The sequence below is a fragment of the Micromonospora sp. NPDC049801 genome (assembly GCF_040656575.1).
Classification (GTDB): domain Bacteria; phylum Actinomycetota; class Actinomycetes; order Mycobacteriales; family Micromonosporaceae; genus Micromonospora.
This window is the reverse complement of sequence record NZ_JBFAMS010000003.1, coordinates 177,759-194,849: the sequence shown is the minus strand read 5'-3', so window position 1 is coordinate 194,849 and position 17,091 is coordinate 177,759. Positions and strand designations below refer to the sequence as shown.

Here is a 17,091-nt window from a genome sequence, read left to right as displayed (position 1 = left end):
TCAGCGCCGCGCCGTCAGCGGAGCAGTCCGGCGTCGCGCAGCGCCACCCACAGCCGCTCCGGGACGTCCGCGTCGAAGCGGCGCAGGGTCTCGGTCACCTGGGCCTCGTCCCGCAGGCCGACCACCGTCGAGACCACCATCGGGTGCCGGCGGACGAACGCCAGCGCCGCCTGGGGCAGCGTGACGCCGTACTCCTGGCAGACCGCCGCGATCCGCCGGGCCCGTTCGATCACCTCGGGCGGCGCCTGCTGGTAGTTGTAGGTCGCGTCGGCCGGCGGCTGGTCGCGGGCCAGCAGCCCGGAGTTGTAGACCCCGGCGATCACCACGCCCACCCCCGCGGCCTGCGCGGCCGGCAGCAGGTCGTCGGCCGCGCCCTGTTCGAGCAGGGTGTAGCGGCCGGCGCACATCACCACGTCGATGTCGGTCTCCCGGACGAAGCGGGCCAGCATCGCCGACTGGTTCATGCCGGCGCCGATCGCGCCGACGACCCCCTGGTCACGCAGCTCGACCAGGGCCGGTACCGCCTCGGTCGCCGCCTGCTCCCAGTGCTCGTCCGGGTCGTGCAGGTAGACGACGTCCACGCGGTCCAGGCCGGTGCGGTCCAGGCTGGCCGCCAACGACCGCAGGACGCCGTCGCGGCTGAAGTCCCAGACCCGCCGGTGGTCGGCCGGCACATCGAACCCCTCCGGGTCGCGGTCCCGCGCGCCCTCGGGCGAGGGTACGAGCAGCCGCCCGACCTTCGTCGACACCACGTACTCGTCGCGGGGCCGAGACCGCAGCGCCGCCCCCAACCGCCGCTCGGACAGGCCGAGACCGTAGTGCGGCGCGGTGTCGAAGTACCGGATGCCGGCGTCCCAGGCGGTGTCGACGGCCGCCGCGAACTCCTCGTCCGACGTCCCCCGGTACAGGTTGCCGCCCTGCGCCGCGCCGAAGCCCAGCGTGGTGAGGCGTACCCCCGGTCGCCGGGGCAGCTCCCGGCCCGTCACGGCTCCCCCAGCCCGTACGCGCGGGCGGCGGTCTCCCGCCAGATCGACGCCTGCTCCGCGTCGGCGAGCGGTTCCAGCAGATCGGCGAGGACGCCGACCCACCGGGTGTAGGAGCTGGCGAGCAGGCACACCGGCCAGTCGGAGCCGAACATGAGCCGGTGCGGTCCGAACGCGTCGAGCGCGTGGTCGATGGCGGGGCGCAGGTCGGCAGCGGACCAGGACGAGCCGTCCACCTCGGTCACCAGGCCGGAGAGCTTCGCGGTGACATTCGGCTCGGCGGCGAGCGCCCGCAGGTTGGCGGGCCAGTCGCCCAGGTCTCCCCTGCCGAGCGACGGCTTGGCGAGGTGGTCCAGGACGAACGACACCTCGGGCAGGTCCCGGACGAGCCGCGTGGCCGCCGGCAGTTGATGGTCGCGGACCAGCAGGTCGTAGGCGAGACCGGCGGCCCCGACGGCCGCGATGCCCCGCCGGACGTCGCGCCGGTCGAGGTACGCCGGGTCGGGCTCGGACTGGACCAGGTGGCGGATGGCGACCAGCCGCTCTCCGCCGCGGGCGGCGCGCAGCCGGTCGAGGCGCTCGTCGATGTCGTCGGCGGCGAGGTTGACCCAGCCGACGACGCCGCCGATGAGGGGATCGTCGGCCGCGATGCCCAACAGGTGTTCCGTCTCCGCCACGGAGGCGATGGACTGCACGACGACGGTCTCGGTGACCCCGGCGGCCCGCGCCGCCGGAGCGAGATCCGCCGGGGTGAAGTCGTTGTCGATGGCCGCCATCGTGTCCGGGTCGATCCACGGTTGCGGGTGCCGGGCGCGGACCCAGAGGTGGTGGTGCGCGTCGATGATGCCGGGACGCCCGGTCGGCGTGGGCCCGGTCATCGGCCCAACCATCCGCCGTCGACGGGCAGGACGGTGCCGTGCACGTAGTCCGACGCGCTGGCGGCCAGGAACACGGTGGCGCCGGCCAGGTCGTCGGCACGTCCCCACCGGCCGGCCGGGATCCGACCCAGGATGGCGTCGTTGCGTACCGGGTCGTCGCGCAGCGCCTGGGTGTTGTCGGTGGCGATGTACCCGGGCGCTATCGCGTTGACGTTGACGCCGTGTCCGGCCCACTCGTTGGACAGCGCCTTGGTCAGCCCGGCGAGGCCGGACTTGGCCGCCGTGTAGCTCGCGACGTTGATGCCGCCCTGGAAGCTCAGCAGCGAGGCGGTGAAGATGACCTTGCCGTGGCCCCGGTCGACCATCCGCCGGCCGATCTCCCGGGTCAGCACGAACTGGCTGGACAGGTTGACCTGCACCACCCGGTCCCACATCTCGTCGGGGTGCTCCACGGCCGGCGCCCGGGCGATCGTGCCGCCGTTGTTCACCAGGATGTCCACCGGCGCGACCGCCTCGGCCTCCTCGGCCAGCCGGTACACCGCGGCCCGGTCGCCCAGGTCGGTCCGGATGGCGGTGAACCGACGACCGGCGGCCTCGACGCGCCGTTGGACCTCACTGCCCTCCGGTTCCAACTGCGCCGACACCCCGATGATGTCCGCGCCGGCCAACGCCAGGGCCTCGGCCATCGCCAGGCCGATCCCCCGCCGGGCCCCGGTTACCAGGGCGGTCCGTCCGGTCAGGTCGAACAGGACGCTCATCGCTCCTCCTCCCGCCAGTCGAGCAGCACCTTCATGACACCTCCGCCGGACTCCAGGGCCGTGAACGCGTCCGTGACGCCGGCCACCGGGAGCACCCGGGAGATCAGCTCCTGGGCCGGGATGACGCCCGCCGCCACCAGCCGGATCGCCTCGACGACGTCCTCGCGCCGGTACAGCCGCGCGCCCAGCAACTCCAGTTCCCGCCAGAAGAAGCGGTGCAGGTTCACCGGACGTGGCTGCGGGTGGATCGCCACCATCACCAGCCGGCCCCGGGTGGTCAGCGCGTCCACCGCCGTGCCGACGCCGGCGGCCGAACCGGACACCTCGAACGCGACGTCCGCGCCCGCGCCGCCGGTCCGTTCGTTGACCAGCGCCACCACGTCGGTCGGCCCCGGGTCGACGGCCTCGATGCCGATGCCCGACGCGACTCCGCGCCGGAAACCGTCCGGTTCGACGAGCAGGACCTGGGCCCCCCGCTCACGGGCGACGGCGGCGATGAGGACGCCCACCGGGCCCCCGCCGACGACGACCACGTGCTCGCCGGACGCCACCTGCGCCCGGCCGACGTCGTGCACCGCCACGGCGACGGGCTCGACGAGCGCCGCGCGGTCCAACGGCAGGTCGTCGGGGAGCGGCAGCACCAGGTCGGCCGGCACCGTCCAGGACGACTGCATCGCGCCGGGCGAGTCGATGCCGAGGAAGTCCATCGCGTGACAGATGTGCGAGTGGCCACGACGGCACGCCGGGCACTGCCCGCAGGCGCGCGTGGGCATCACGGTGACGGGCTGCCCGACCCGCAGATCGGTCACGCCGTCGCCGACCGCGGCGACGCGCCCCGACATCTCGTGTCCCAGGACCGCCGACGCGCCGACCCGGGCGTCCATGTCGCCGTGGAAGATGTGCAGGTCCGTACCGCAGATCCCGGTGTACGCCACCGCGATCCGTACCTGGCCGGGGCCCGGCGGTTCCGGTGCGCGGTCCTCGATCCCGAGGTCCCGTGCTCCCTTGTAGACAACTGCCTTCACTGCTGCTCCGTCTCGACGTGGTTGGTACGTACGGTGCGGGTGACAGGGCGGCCGGAGCCGCGTCCGCGGTGTCGGCGCCACGGACACGGTAATCATCCGACCAATTGCGGTCCAGTGCGGTTACGGTCCGTGCCGTCTCAGTGCCGCAGCGGCGCCACGTCGTTCGGGGACGTGACCGCGTCGACGAGCAGGGCCTCGACCCCGGCCGGCACGGCGGCGACCGGGTGCTCGGCCACGGCGAGCAGCCGCTTGCCGGCCCGCTCCGGACGGACGTTCGGGCTGTCGGCGGTCGGAGTGCCCGGACGGTGTCCGGCGGCCGCGATCGCCGCCTCGTCCACCCGTACCCCGAGGCCGGGTGTCTCACCCAGGACGAACGCGCCGTCCTCGACGTGCAGGTCGAGGCCGATACCCGTCGGTGGTCGGAGATCCTGCAACTCGCTGACCAGGTGGTTGGGCACAGAGGTCGCGGCGTGCAGGAGACCGACGGGGATGTTGCCGATGGGGCTGACCGGTAGGTCGTTGGCGTGCGCCAGCGCCGCCACCCGCAGGAAGTGGGTGACCCCCCAGACCGCGGCCGTCTGCACGATGTCGACCGCGCCCGCCGCGATCAGCGGCCGGTACTGCTCCAGCCCGGTGAGGTTCTCACCGGTGGCGATCGAGGCCCGTACGCCCCGCCCCACGGCGGCCAGGCCCTCGGCGTCCCAGCGGCGGACCGGCTCCTCGATCCAGATCAAATCGAGGGTACGTTCCAACTCGGCCACGTGGCGCACGGCCTGCTTGCGCGACCACGCCTCGTTGACGTCGAGCATCAGGCCCGGCCGTCGGCCGTGACCGGCCTCGGTCAGCACCTCCCGGACCAGGCCGAGCCGGTGCCGGTCCCGCTCGATGTCGAGACCGCCCTTGAGCTTGGCGGCCCGCAGGCCGTACCCGGCATAGACCTCGTACTCCGCGACCAGTTCGTCGTCGGTCAGCCCGATGTCGAGACCGGAGGCGTACGCGGGAACGCGCCGGTCCCGCCCGCCGAGCAGGCGCCAGAGCGGCTCGCCGGCGATCTTCGCCTTGATGTCCCACAGGGCGGTGTCCAGCGCGCCGATCGTCCCGAACACCAGGCCGGCGTGCCCGGCCTTGAACGTCTGCCGCAGCATCCGGTCGTACAGGGTGGACACCGCGCGGGGATCTTCCCCTTCGATGGCCGGGAAGATCTTGTCGATCTCCACGTGCGGCCCGAGGCCGATGCCGTCGATCCCCTCGTCGGTCTCGACGATGGTGATCGGCAGTGTCGTCACGCCGTCGGGGAACACGCCGTTGGCGTCGCCGACGGGTCGGCCCCACTCCTGGACCGTCGTCAGGGTTCGATACCCGGTGATGCGCATGTCAGCCTTTCGTGGAACCAGCGGCGACGCCGTCGGCGATCTGGCGCTGAAGGAACAGGTAGACCGCCAGGACCGGGATCGCGGCGATGAGCACCCCGGAGGCGAAGGTGGGAATGTCCTCGGAGTACTGCCCCCGCAGCGAGGTCACCCCGACCATGAGGGTCCGGTGGTCGGCCGACGGCATCAGCAGCAGCGAGATGAGCACGTCGTTCCAGCAGAACAGCGTGTTGAGGATGCCCACGGACAGCAGCGCCGGAGCGCCCAGTGGCAGCATGATCCGCCGGTAGACGCCGTACACGGTGTTGCCGTCGATCCGGGCCGCGTCGACGATCTCCGCCGGGATGGTGCGGTAGTAGCTGGTCATCAGGAAGACCGTGAAGGGCAGGAACTGCGCGACGTACGCGAGGATCAGTCCCGGGTACGTGTCGACCAGGCCGCTGTCGGCCATCACCCGGGCCAGCGGCACCATGATCACCTGGAAGGGGATGAAGAGCGCCGCGAGGCAGCCGATGAACAGCGCCGTCGAGCCCCGGAAGCGCAGTTGGCTCAGCGCGAAGCCGGCCATCGACCCGAACAGCAGCAGCAGGAACACCGCGCAACCCACCACGAGGATGGAGTTGGCGGTGTACCGGCCCATGCCGACGCTGGTCCACGCCTTGGTGATGTTCTCGAAGTGCAGGGAGTCCGCCAGACCGAAGCGGTCGAGGATGTACTCCCGGCGGGTCTTCATCGCGACGTTCGCCGTGAACAGGAGGGGGTAGATCGTCGCGACCGCGAGGAGCCCCATCGGGATCACGAGCATCCATCTGCCCAGTCGGACGCGGGACATCAGTCCTCCCTCCCCGCGCGTCGGAGCAGCTTGAGCTGGAGCAGCCCGACGACGAGCATGATGACGAACAGAACGGTGGACGCGGCCGACGCGAGGGCCGGTCGGTTCATCCGACCCTGCTGGATCCAGATGTAGTACTCCGGCAGGTAGGTCGAGCCCTCCGGACCGCCACTGGTCATGACGTAGAGCAGGCCGAACATGGACGTCAGCATCCCGATCATCGTGGTCACGAAGACGAACTGGATGGTGCGGGTCAGGCTGGGGATGATCACGTGCCAGATCACCTGGGCCAGGGACGCGCCGTCCACCCGGGCGGCGTCCAGCAGGGCCGCGTCCAGGGTCGCGAAGCCCGCGAGGAAGACGACCAGGGCCATTCCGAAGGTCGCCCACACGTGCACACCGACGACCGCGAACATGGCGACGTCCGGATCACCGAGCCAGTCCACCGGCCCGATGCCCACCGTGGACAGGACAACGTTGACAGGACCGTCAAACGAGAGCAGCAGATTGAAGATCGCGCCGACGATGACCGGGGACAGCACGGCCGGGAAGAAGTAGACGCTGCGGTAGAACCGGTGCCCCGGCACGCGCAGGTAGATGAACGTGGCGAGTAGACCCGGAATGGCCACCGCCACCGGCAGGAGCAGGACCAGCAGTCCCACGTTGCGCAGCGCCTGCTGGAACAGCGGATCCTGGAGCAGGTGGACGTAGTTGTCGAAGCCGACCATCGCCCCGTCGCGGTCGCCGTCGCCGGTGAAGGAGAAGTTGACACCGAGCGCGAGCGGGTACAGCCGCAGCAGCACGAGGATCAGGACGGCCGGGGCGACCAGCACGAAGGGCGCCAGTTGCTCGGCGCGTCGGCCGCCGGCGGCGCGCCGCGAGACGGCGCGGTCGCGAGGCGGCGGTGCGGAGGGCGGGACCCCGCCGGCCCGCCCGGCCGAAGCCGAGCGGACCGACGGGAGCGACTTGCCGATCGTCACGAGATCAGCCCGCCGTGTCCGAGGCGGCCATCTGCTTCACGACCTCGTCCACGCTGATCGAGCCGCTGAGCAACTGCTGCGAGAGGCGGCCCATCAGGTCGAGCGACTTCGAGGAGAGCGCCACGTGCACCGCCGGCTTGCCGGTCTTGAGCGCGGAGACGATCGTGGTGACGGCCGGCCCACTCGCCGACACGTCGATCGTCGTGTCCGCGGTGATCGCGCCGGCGTTGGCGTAGAACGCCTTCAGCGCCTCGGTGGAGCTCAGCGAGCGCACCAGGTCGGCGGCCACCTTCGGGTCCTTGGTCCACTTGGCGACCGCGTACCCGATGCCGCCGTCGTACGGCAGGCTGGGGGTCACGCCGCTGGTCACCGTCGGGGCCATCATCACGCCCAGCTTCTCCGGCGTGATGAACTCGTTGAAGTCCTTCCAGTGCCCGATGTCGGACATGAGGCCGATCATGTGGGCGGCCTTGCCGGACTGGAACACGGCGAACGCGTCGTTGAACAGGGCGGTGGAGTTCGCGCCGTCGTTGTTCAGCTTGGCGGTGCCGGTCTCCTTCCACAGCTCGAAGAGCCGCTTGACGTTCGGCGACTTCCAGTCGCGCTTGCCGGCGATCCAGTTGTCGTATTCCTGCGGGGTCAGCACGCCCGATGCCATGGCCGACAGGAAGAACTGGATGCCGTAGCCCTCCTTGTTGCCGACGGAGAAGCACTTGGCGCCGGTCTGCTTGGTGATGACACCGCAGTTGGCGACGAACTCCTGCCAGGTCGTGGCGGGCTTCGCCGGGTCGAGACCGGCCTTCTCGTAGAGCGTCTTGTTGTAGTAGATCGGGTGGCCCTGCAGCGTCACCGGGGAGGCGTACGTCTTGCCGTCCTTCGCGAACGCCTCCCAGCCGGCCAGCCGCTGCCGGTCCTCGCCGACGTACTCGTCGAGCGGCTGGAGCGAGGCCACCCGGTCGCGGATCTGGCCGCCACCGTTGAACAGGATGACGTCCGGCCCCTTGCCCGACTGGAGGGCCGCGCCCAACAGCGTGTAGTACTCCTCGAACGGCTGGGCGACGAACTCGACCTTGACGTCCTTGTGCTTCTTGGCGAAGTCGGCCTTGGCCTTCTCCACGTACTGGGCGGAGCTGGCCTCGCCGGACTTCCAGTCCCAGACGACCAGCTTCTTGTCCGAGCCTTCGGACGATGAACCCGAACCTGTCGCGCTTCCACAGCCTGTCAGGGCCAGCCCTGCAACGAGGACCGCGGACCACACTGCTCGTTGCTTCATCGTTGCTCACCTTCATATGGGGAGTGGCCGAGACGCCGGCCGTCGATGCAAGATTGACGAGAACGTAACTCGTATGACGTCTGACGTCAACGGTTGCCCGTACACTGGGGCGGACTTGTGGGCCCGCTCCCGCGGCCACGCGGAGGTGAACGTGACGACATCGAACCAGTCGGCCGTCAACGGCACGGCGACACCGAACTGGACGCGTCGCCCGACGAATCTGGCCCAGGCGATCACGGCCGAGTTGGTGACCCGCATCGTCCAGGGAGCACACCCCTCGGGCACGCCACTGCCCCCCGAGCCGGTGCTCTGCGAGACCTTCTCGGTGAGCCGCACCGTCATCCGGGAAGCGGTGAAGATCCTGCAGGAGAAGGGGCTCGTGCAGGTCCGCCAGGGCAGCGGAACGCTCGTCACCCCACCCTCGTCGTGGGACATGCTCGACGAACTCGTCCTCGCGGCGACCATCGCCGAGGACGACACCCTGGCGATCCTGGACGACCTGGTGGTCACCCGCCGGGTGCTGGAGTCCGACATGGCCAACGTGGCCGCCCGCCTCGCCGACGAGGCGGCGATCGACCGGCTACGCGCCCTGGTGGACCGCATGGACGAGCTGGTCGACGACCACGTCACCTACCAGGAGCACGACCGCGCCTTCCACGACACGGTCATGCAGGCGTCCGGAAACCGCATCGCCCGGGGTGTCGTCCGGTCCCTGGAGAGTCAGGTCGTCAACACCGCCCGGTACATGGGTCAGCCCGAGCGGGCCATGTGCGTGGCGTCGAACCAGGGGCACCGGCGCATCTACGAGCGCATCGCCGCCCACGACCCGGACGGCGCCGCGCAGGCGATGTTCACGCACATCACGGAGGCGTGGCTGGTGCGCCGCAGCGGACCGGGGAGCCCCACCCGGTTGCAGCGCTGACCGCTCCGCCGACCCCTGGTGCGACCCCACGCCGACCCGTCCGTGACGCCGGCGAGAAATCCAGGTCCATCCATCGCTTGAGAATGTTAGCGATAACAGACTACCCTCGGGCCGCAGAGGCGAAGGGCACGCTTCACCGCTCCACTCGATCCGCCGAGGTCGATGGAGTAGTGCATGACCAACGCCCGCTGGTGGGTGACCGGGCCTCCCCTCAGGGACGTTGACCACCGCCGTCGACGTACGGCGGGCCGCCGCACGCGGGAGCCAGGGTGGACACCCGAGCCCCTCCTGCCGTGCTCGCGGCACCGCCGCCGCCCCACCCGAGCGACCCGCGACGACACCCGCGACACGCCGCCAGCGCACGCGGCGGGCCGCCCACCCGTCGTGACCCACCCTGGAGGTACCGATGCACCCCACACCGCCACCACGGACCAAGACCCGGCTCCGGCGCGGTCTCGCCTGGCTCACGAGCCTGCTGCTCGTCTCGACGCTGATGCCGGCCACGGCCGCCCGCGCGGACAACCCCATCGTCCAGCACATCTACACGGCCGACCCGGCGCCCCTGGTCCACAACGGACGCGTCTACCTCTACACCGGCCACGACGAGGACGGCTCCTCGTACTTCACCATGAAGGACTGGCGGGTGTGGTCGTCGGCCGACATGGTCAACTGGACCGACCACGGCTCGCCACTGAGCCTGGCCACCTTCAGTTGGGCGAGCGCCAACGCGTGGGCCGGTCAGGTCGTCGCCCGCAACGGCAAGTTCTACTGGTACGTGCCGGTCACCGCCCGAGCGACCAACTCGATGGCCATCGGCGTCGCGGTCGCCGACAGCCCCACCGGGCCGTTCCGGGACGCCATCGGCCGCCCCCTGGTGGGCAACGGCGAGATCGACCCCACGGTCTTCATCGACGACGACGGTCAGGCGTACCTGTACTGGGGCAACCCGAACCTGTGGTACGTCCGGCTGAACGCGGACATGATCTCCTACAGCGGCAGCGCCACCAAGATCCCGCTCACCACCGCCGGGTTCGGCGCCCGCAGCGGCAACGCGAGCCGGCCCACCCTCTACGAGGAGGGCCCCTGGGTCTACAAGCGCAACGGCACCTACTACAACGTGTTCGCGGCGGAGTGCTGCTCCGAGTTCATCGGATATTCGACCGCCACCGGCCCGACCGGCCCGTGGACCTATCGCGGCACGGTCATGCCCCGCCAGGGCGCGAGCTTCACCAACCACCCGGGAGTCATCGACTTCAACGGCGGCTCGTACTTCTTCTACCACAACGGGGCGCTGCCGGGCGGTGGCGGTTACACCCGTTCGGTGGCCGTGGAGAAGTTCACGTACAACACCAACGGCACCATCCCGACGATCAACATGACCACGACGGGCGCGCCGCAGATCGGCACGCTGAACCCGTACGTGCGGCAGGAGGCCGAGACCATCGCCTGGGGCTCCGGCATCGAGACCGAGCCGGCCAGCGAGGGCGGGATGAACGTCGGGTGGATCGAGAACGGGGACTACATCAAGGTCAAGGGCGTCGGCTTCGGTACGGGCGCGACGTCCTTCTCCGCGCGGGTCGCCTCGGCGACGTCGGGCGGCACCATCGAACTGCGCCTCGGTAGCCCCACCGGCACCCGGGTGGGCAGCTGCGCGGTACCCGGCACGGGTGCGTGGCAGACGTGGCAGACCGTCTCCTGCCCGGTCTCCGGCGCCACCGGCACCCAGGACCTGTACCTGCGGTTCACGGGCGGCAGCGGCACCCTGTTCAACCTCAACTGGTGGCAGTTCCAGGCCAACGGCACCACGCCCACTCCGACGCCCACCCCGACGCCGAGTCCGACCGCGGACCCGACGCCCACGCCCATCCCGACGCCCACGACCACTCCCACGCCGACGAGCCCGGCCGGGACGTCCTGCGCGGTCACCAACGCCGTGGTGAACACCTGGCAGGGCGGGTTCGAGGGACGGCTGACGGTCACCAACTCCGGATCGTCGGCGCTCAACGGCTGGCGGGTCACCTGGACGCTCGCCAGCGGGCAGACGGTGTCCCAGGTCTGGAACGGCACCCTCACCCAGTCGGGTAGCCAGGTGACCGTCGCGAACGCCGCCTACAACGGCCAGCTCGCGCCGGGAACCTCGACCACCGCCGGCTACCTCAGCTCCACCACCTCAACCAGCCCTCCGACCACCACCCCCACCTGCACCCCCGCCTAACTCCCCCGGGTTCCCACCCCCAAAAACACCCCCACCCCATCCCCACACCCGTCCGCCGCCGACGTCGATCATGAAGTCAATGCCCCCGACACGCCGATAGGGAGCAACAACTTCATGATCGACGGGGCGGGGCCGGGGGTGGGGTGGGGGTTCTAGAAGTCGTCGTCGAAGGCGACCGTGCCGGTCACCCCGACCTGGTACGCCGACACCCGCCGCTCGAAGAAGTTGGACAGCTCCTGCACGTCCTGCAACTCCATGAAGGCGAACGGGTTGGCCGACCCGTAGTGCGGCGCGATCCCGAGCTGGGCGAGCCGGCGGTCGGCGACGTGCTGCAGGTACTGGCGCATGTCCGCCAGGGTGAGGCCGGGCACCCCCTGGCCCACCAGGTCCTCGGCGAACTGGACCTCACACTCGACCGCCTCGGTGAGCATCCGGCGGACCTGGTCGGCCAGGTCGTCGTCGAACAGATCGGGCTCCTCGGCGCGTACGGTGTCGACGACGTCGAACGCGAACGCCATGTGCATGGACTCGTCGCGGAACACCCAGTTGGTCCCCGACGCCAGCCCGTGCAGCAGGCCACGGGAGCGCAGGAAGTAGACGTACGCGAACGCGCCGTAGAAGAACAACCCCTCGATGCACGCGGCGAAACAGATCAGGTTGAGCAGGAAGGTCCGCCGGTCCTCGCGGGTACGCAGCTCCCGCAGGTCGTGCAGGGAGTCGATCCAGCGGAAGCAGAACTCGGCCTTGCGACGGATCGACGGGATGTTCTCGATGGCGGCGAAGGCTGCGAACCGCTCGGTCTCGTCGGGCACGTACGTGTCGAGCAGGTTCAGGTAGAACTGGACGTGCACGGCCTCCTCGAACAGCTGCCGCGACAGGTAGAGCCGGCCTTCGGGGCTGTTGACGTGCTGGTACAGGTTGAGCACGAGGTTGTTGGCGACGATCGTGTCGCCGGTGGCGAAGAACGCGACGAGGCGGCTGACCAGGTGCCGCTCGGCCGGCGACAGACGGTCCAGGTCGGCGAGGTCGGCGTGCAGGTCGACCTCCTCGACCGTCCACGTGTTGCGGATGGCGTCCCGGAACCGGTCAAAGAAGTGCGGGTAGCGCATCGGACGGAGAGTCAGGTCCATCCCGGGGTCGAGCAGCATGTGCGTGGTCCTCGCGTCGGTGGTGCTGTCCGTGGTGGTGTCGGCGACGGTCACTGGCACGCCTCGCACGACTCGGGGTTCTCCAGCGAGCAGGCCAGCGCCTCGGCGTCGACCGCGACGGGGAGGACGGGCGGCACCGCGCTGACGGTGGCCTGCTGGATCCGGGTGGCCGGCCGGGACCGCAGGTAGTAGGTGGTCTTCAGACCGGTCTTCCAGGCGTACAGGTACATCGAGGAGAGCTTGCCGATGGTGGGCGAGGCCAGGAACAGGTTCAGCGACTGGGACTGGTCGATGAACGGCGCGCGGGCGGCGGCCAGGTCGATCAGCGCCCGCTGCGGCAGCTCCCAGGCGGTACGGAACAGCTCCCGCACGTCGGCCGGCAGCTCCATGACGGACTGCACCGAGCCCTCGGCCCGCTTGATCGCCGACCGGATCTGCTCGGTCCACAGACCACGAGCCTTCAACTCGCGCACGAGAGCCGTGTTGACCTGGAGGAACTCCCCCGACAGCGTCTCGCGCTTGAACAGGTTGGACACCTGCGGCTCAACGCACTCGTAGCAGCCGGCGATCGACGCGATCGTCGCGGTGGGCGCGACCGCCACCAGCAGCGAGTTGCGCAGCCCGTACTCCCGCACCCGCTGACGCAGCGCGGTCCAGCGCGCGGTCTGCGTACCCTCGACACCCCACAGGTCCGGTTGCAGGCGCCCCCGCGCGGCCCGGGTCTGCGCGAACGCCGGGTGGGCGCCGAAGTCGCGGGCCAGGTCGGCGGACGTCTCCAGCGCGGTCAGGTACAGCTCCTCGCTGATCCGGGTGGACAGCTCCCGCGCGGCCGGTGCGTCAAACGGCAGCCGCAGCGCGAAGAACACGTCCTGCAGCCCCATCAGCCCGAGCCCGACCGGCCGCCAACGGGGGTTGCTCGCCGCCGCCTGCGGGGTCGGGTAGTAGTTGATGTCGATGACCCGGTCGAGGAACGTCACCGCCGTACGCACCGTGGCGCGCAGCCGTTCCCAGTCGATGCCCTCATCGGTCAGGTGGGCGGCGACGTTCACCGAGCCAAGGTTGCAGACTGCGGTCTCGTCGTCGCTGGACACCTCGATGATCTCGGTGCAGAGGTTGGAGAGGTGCACCGCGTTGCCCGGCTCGGCCGTCTGGTTGCACAGCCGGTTGGCCGCGTCCTTGAAGGTCATCCAGCCGTTGCCGGTCTGGGCCAGGGTCCGCATCATCTTCCCGTACAGTTCGCGGGCCGGCAGCTGCCGCACGTAGCGGCCCTGCGCCTCGGCGGCCCGGTACGCGGCGTCGAACCGCTCGCCCCACAGATCGGGCAGTTCGGGCACCTCGTCGGGGTCGAACAGCGACCACATCTCGTCGGCCTCGACCCGGCGCATGAACTCGTCCGGGACCCAGTTGGCCAGGTTGAGGTTGTGCGTACGCCGGGCGTCCTCGCCCGTGTTGTCCCGGAGCTGGAGGAACTCCTCGATGTCCGGGTGCCACGGCTCCAGGTAGACGCAGGCCGCGCCCTTGCGCCGCCCGCCCTGGTTGACCGCCGCGACGCTCGCGTCCAGTGTGCGCAGCCACGGCACGATGCCGTTGGACTGCCCGTTCGTGCCCCGGATCAGCGCGCCACGGGACCGGACCCGGGAGAACGCGATGCCGATGCCACCGGCGAACTTGGACAGGTTCGCGACCTGGGCGTAGCGCGCGTAGATCGAGTCCAACTCGTCGCGCGGCGAGTCCACGAGATAGCACGAGGACATCTGGGTGTGTCGGGTGCCGGAGTTGAACAGAGTCGGCGAGCTGGGCAGATAGGCGAGGCTGGACATCAGCCGGTAGAAGTCGACCGCCTCGTCCGGCGTACGGGACAGGCCGCAGGCCACCCGCAGCAGCCAGTACTGCGGCGTCTCCAGCACCAGCCGGGTGGTGGGGTGACGCAGCAGGTACCGGTCGTAGACGGTGCGCAGGCCGAAGTACTCGAAGCGGCGGTCGCCGTCGGGGTCGACAGCGTCGTCGAACGTCTCCGCGTGCGCGGCGACGAACGCGGCGGTCTCGTCACCGATCAGACCCTCGGCGTGGCCGGCCCGGATCGCCGCGCTGAACGAGGTGATGCCCTGGCGCCGCACCTCCTTGTCGACGTAGCCGGCCAACAGCCGCGCGGCCAGGCGCGAGTACTGCGGCTCCGTACCGATCATCTCGGCCGCCGTCTGGATGGACAGCCGGTCCAGCTCGGCGGTGGTCGCGCCGTCGTAGAGGCCGCTGATCGTGCGGGTGGCCACCCGCATCGGGTCGACCTCGGTCAGGTCGTCGGCCCACCGCTCGACCGCCCGGACGATCTTGTTCACGTCCACGGCCTCGGTGCCGCCGTCGCGCTTGCGCACCTGCATCGGGGTCCGCCGCGCGGCCTCGCCGCTGACCGGGACCACCTGGGTGACTGTCACCACTCACTCCTCGGGAGTTCGAGACCTCAAGGGCCCTCGGACGCGGGGAGACGGACGCCGTCGACGCCACGCCAGCGGAGGCGTGGGTGAGGTGGCGTCAGCCGTTCCGCGCGGCCTCGGACCGCCGCGCACCCGAGGGTCGGGTACGCGGCGCGCTGGCAGGTCTTCGGACTCGCGGGCGCGACCGGGCCGGCCCGGTCACCTACTGGCCGTCGCTTCCCAGGCCGATGGCCCAGTGCTGATGACGGCTGTCGTTCCCACTCACCGCTGCGGGACAGTCCCGGACTTGCACCGGGTTCCCTCTTGCCTCGACCACTCGCGAAGAGTGGCCGAACCAGCTGCGGTCGACACCATATATAGGGGCGAGCACGTTTGTCACACCCCACATCTCGGGTCCCGGCGTGTCGCGCTCGACGATGACGGTCCTCGTCGATCGGCTCGGAGCCGACCGACGGGCGGTGACGCCCCGACCGTCGCCATCGGCTTGACCGAGGCGAACCGGCACCGATACGGTCGACCCACTATCTGCGGCGACGCGAGGGAAGCCGGTGAGAATCCGGCGCGGTCGCGCCACTGTGAGCGGCCCCCAGCCCGGGGGGCGCGAGCCAGGACGCTCGGTCGTCCGCAGCCTTGCGATGGGGACGCGTCATCCCCGAGGAGGTTCGTTCACGCATGTCCAGCTCCACGTCCAGCCAGCCGCTGGCGCACCCCGCTGTCCCGACCCGTCTCCTCTGGACGGTCCTGGCCACCGTCGCCGTGCTCGCCCTGCTGGCCTACCTCGTCGCCTTCGATCAGGGGGCGGTCTCGCGCAGCGGGATGTATCTGCACGAGCTGATGCACGACGGCCGGCACCTGCTCGGTGTCCCGTGCCACTGAGCGGCACCGGCATCGCACCCACGTTCGTCACGGTCCTGCTGCGCGGGCTGCTCGCCGGCCTGGTGGCCGGCCTGCTCGCCGGGACGTTCGCCTACGTCGTCGGCGAACCACACGTCGAGGCGGCCATCGCCATCGAGGAGGCGGCCACGCACGCGGAGGCCGCCGCCGACGGGCACCAGCACGCCGAGGCGGTCGCCGACGGGCACCAGCACGGCGAGGAGGCCCTGATCGGCCGCAACGGCCAACGCGGCGGCCTGTTCCTGGCCATCGGCCTGTTCGGCGCCGCCATGGGCGGCCTGTTGGCCAGCGCGTACGTCCTGCTGGCCCGTCGTCGTCGGCGGACCGACGACGACGGGCGGTCCGGGCTGTTGCTGGCCGGCGGTGCGCTGCTCGGCGCGGTGATCGTGCCGTTCCTCAAGTACCCGCCGAATCCGCCGGCCGTCGGCGACCCGTCCACCATCAACCAGCGCACGGTCACCTACCTGCTGATGGTGGTACTCGGCCTGGTCGCGGTCTGGTCCGGTTCGCTCGGCTACCGGTCGGTGGGTGAGCGCGCGCCCGTGTGGCTGCGGGCCAGCGCGGCGGTCGGCGGTTTCCTGCTGGTCACCGTCGTGTCCTATGTGGCGCTGCCGTCGTTCCAGGAGGTCCCCGGCGACTTCCCCGCGACGCTGCTGTGGAGCTTCCGCCTCGCCTCGCTCGGCACCCAGATGGTGCTGTGGACCGGGATAGGCCTGCTCTTCGCCGCCCTGATGCACCGCCAGCGCGCGGTCGCCGACGCACGACTGGCCGGGTGAGCGCCACCAGCCTGCGGCTGGTCGCCCACGGTCACACCGCCGCCCTGCGGCAGGCCCGGTTCGGCGGGAACGACAGCCTGGACGAGGGCGGCCGGCGTGCCGCCCTCGCCCTGTCCCCCGCCGCTGCGGGCCGTCGCGCAGGCGACGCGGTGGCATGCCTGTCCAGCCCCGCGGCGGCGGCCGTCGAGACCGCCGAGGTTCTCGGGCTCGCGCCCACCGTCGAGGCGGCCCTGGCCGACTGTGACTACGGCGACTGGTCGGGCCGGTCCCTCGCGGAGATCGCCGCGACACGGCCGGACGCGCTGCGCGAATGGCTGTCCACGCCGGACGCCGCGCCGCACGGCGGTGAGTCGATCCTCGCGGTACGCCAGCGCGTCGGTCGGTGGCTGGACGCGCAGCGCGACGTCGGCCGACGGGTCACCGCCGTCACGCACCCGCTGGTGATCCGGGTCGCGCTCGTGCACGCCCTGGATCTGCCGCTGGCCACGTACCGGCAGTTCGACGTCGCGCCGCTGGCGATCGTCCGACTCACCGGCCACGGCCCGAGCTGGCAGTTCCGCCTGGACGCGGCGCCGGCACCGGCGAACGGGTGACGAGGGTCTACC

Annotated in this window: 15 protein-coding genes and 2 riboswitches; of the genes, 5 read left to right on the top strand and 10 right to left on the bottom strand. The window is 70.8% G+C overall.

The features are described from left to right. Positions 1–14: 14 nt before the first annotated feature. The 8 genes from AB0I89_RS06660 to AB0I89_RS06625 form a co-directional block, all read right to left on the bottom strand. Positions 15–986: an aldo/keto reductase gene (locus AB0I89_RS06660; RefSeq protein ID WP_357121290.1), complete on the bottom strand. Its 972-nt coding sequence runs from the start codon at positions 984–986 to the stop codon at positions 15–17. Further along, complete coding sequence (locus AB0I89_RS06655; protein ID WP_357121287.1) at positions 983–1,861, bottom strand: amidohydrolase family protein; 879 nt, start codon at positions 1,859–1,861, stop codon at positions 983–985. Before AB0I89_RS06655 ends, AB0I89_RS06660 begins: the two co-directional genes overlap by 4 nt. Beyond that, entirely contained in the window at positions 1,858–2,619 is a 762-nt protein-coding gene (locus AB0I89_RS06650; RefSeq protein WP_357121284.1) for an SDR family NAD(P)-dependent oxidoreductase, read from the bottom strand. Before AB0I89_RS06650 ends, AB0I89_RS06655 begins: the two co-directional genes overlap by 4 nt. Continuing rightward, the gene (locus AB0I89_RS06645) at positions 2,616–3,644 is read right to left on the bottom strand and encodes an alcohol dehydrogenase catalytic domain-containing protein (RefSeq protein WP_357121281.1); all 1,029 of its coding nucleotides are present in this window, start codon (positions 3,642–3,644) and stop codon (positions 2,616–2,618) included. The genes AB0I89_RS06650 and AB0I89_RS06645 overlap by 4 nt, the downstream gene beginning before the upstream one ends. A gap of 137 nt (positions 3,645–3,781) precedes the next feature. Next, the gene (locus tag AB0I89_RS06640; RefSeq protein WP_357121278.1) at positions 3,782–5,017 is read right to left on the bottom strand and encodes a mandelate racemase/muconate lactonizing enzyme family protein; all 1,236 of its coding nucleotides are present in this window, start codon (positions 5,015–5,017) and stop codon (positions 3,782–3,784) included. Position 5,018: 1 nt separating this feature from the next. Continuing rightward, the gene (locus AB0I89_RS06635) at positions 5,019–5,846 is read right to left on the bottom strand and encodes a carbohydrate ABC transporter permease (RefSeq protein ID WP_357121275.1); all 828 of its coding nucleotides are present in this window, start codon (positions 5,844–5,846) and stop codon (positions 5,019–5,021) included. Then, positions 5,846–6,826: a sugar ABC transporter permease gene (locus AB0I89_RS06630; RefSeq protein ID WP_357121272.1), complete on the bottom strand. Its 981-nt coding sequence runs from the start codon at positions 6,824–6,826 to the stop codon at positions 5,846–5,848. The genes AB0I89_RS06635 and AB0I89_RS06630 overlap by 1 nt, the downstream gene beginning before the upstream one ends. 4 nt (positions 6,827–6,830) lie before the next feature. After that, a complete protein-coding gene (locus tag AB0I89_RS06625) occupies positions 6,831–8,099 on the bottom strand; it encodes an extracellular solute-binding protein (protein WP_357121269.1) in 1,269 nt (422 codons plus the stop codon). A 151-nt stretch (positions 8,100–8,250) separates the two neighbouring features. On the opposite strand from AB0I89_RS06625, the gene AB0I89_RS06620 reads away from it, so the two are divergent. Continuing rightward, complete coding sequence (locus AB0I89_RS06620) at positions 8,251–9,021, top strand: FadR/GntR family transcriptional regulator (protein ID WP_357121266.1); 771 nt, start codon at positions 8,251–8,253, stop codon at positions 9,019–9,021. Positions 9,022–9,427: 406 nt separating this feature from the next. Further along, positions 9,428–11,236: a family 43 glycosylhydrolase gene (locus tag AB0I89_RS06615; RefSeq protein ID WP_357121263.1), complete on the top strand. Its 1,809-nt coding sequence runs from the start codon at positions 9,428–9,430 to the stop codon at positions 11,234–11,236. Positions 11,237–11,388: 152 nt separating this feature from the next. Here AB0I89_RS06615 and AB0I89_RS06610 read toward each other — a convergent pair whose 3' ends face one another. Together AB0I89_RS06610 and AB0I89_RS06605 are read right to left on the bottom strand one after the other, a co-directional pair. After that, a complete protein-coding gene (locus AB0I89_RS06610) occupies positions 11,389–12,384 on the bottom strand; it encodes a ribonucleotide-diphosphate reductase subunit beta (RefSeq protein WP_357122163.1) in 996 nt (331 codons plus the stop codon). Between the two features lie 50 nt (positions 12,385–12,434). Beyond that, positions 12,435–14,762 (bottom strand): ribonucleoside-diphosphate reductase subunit alpha, encoded by a 2,328-nt coding sequence (locus tag AB0I89_RS06605; protein ID WP_357122160.1) that lies wholly within the window; start codon positions 14,760–14,762, stop codon positions 12,435–12,437. A gap of 193 nt (positions 14,763–14,955) precedes the next feature. After that, positions 14,956–15,170: riboswitch (cobalamin riboswitch) on the bottom strand. Between the two features lie 186 nt (positions 15,171–15,356). Continuing rightward, a riboswitch (cobalamin riboswitch) is annotated at positions 15,357–15,430 on the top strand. Between the two features lie 58 nt (positions 15,431–15,488). On the opposite strand from AB0I89_RS06605, the gene AB0I89_RS06600 reads away from it, so the two are divergent. Genes AB0I89_RS06600 through AB0I89_RS06590 form a run of 3 tightly spaced genes read left to right on the top strand, consistent with a single transcriptional unit; the run spans position 15,489 to position 17,079 of the window. Then, positions 15,489–15,692: a CbtB domain-containing protein gene (locus tag AB0I89_RS06600; RefSeq protein WP_357121260.1), complete on the top strand. Its 204-nt coding sequence runs from the start codon at positions 15,489–15,491 to the stop codon at positions 15,690–15,692. Next, the gene (locus tag AB0I89_RS06595; protein WP_357121257.1) at positions 15,683–16,486 is read left to right on the top strand and encodes a CbtA family protein; all 804 of its coding nucleotides are present in this window, start codon (positions 15,683–15,685) and stop codon (positions 16,484–16,486) included. Before AB0I89_RS06600 ends, AB0I89_RS06595 begins: the two co-directional genes overlap by 10 nt. After that, entirely contained in the window at positions 16,483–17,079 is a 597-nt protein-coding gene (locus AB0I89_RS06590) for a histidine phosphatase family protein (protein ID WP_357121254.1), read from the top strand. The genes AB0I89_RS06595 and AB0I89_RS06590 overlap by 4 nt, the downstream gene beginning before the upstream one ends. Positions 17,080–17,091 lie beyond the last annotated feature (12 nt).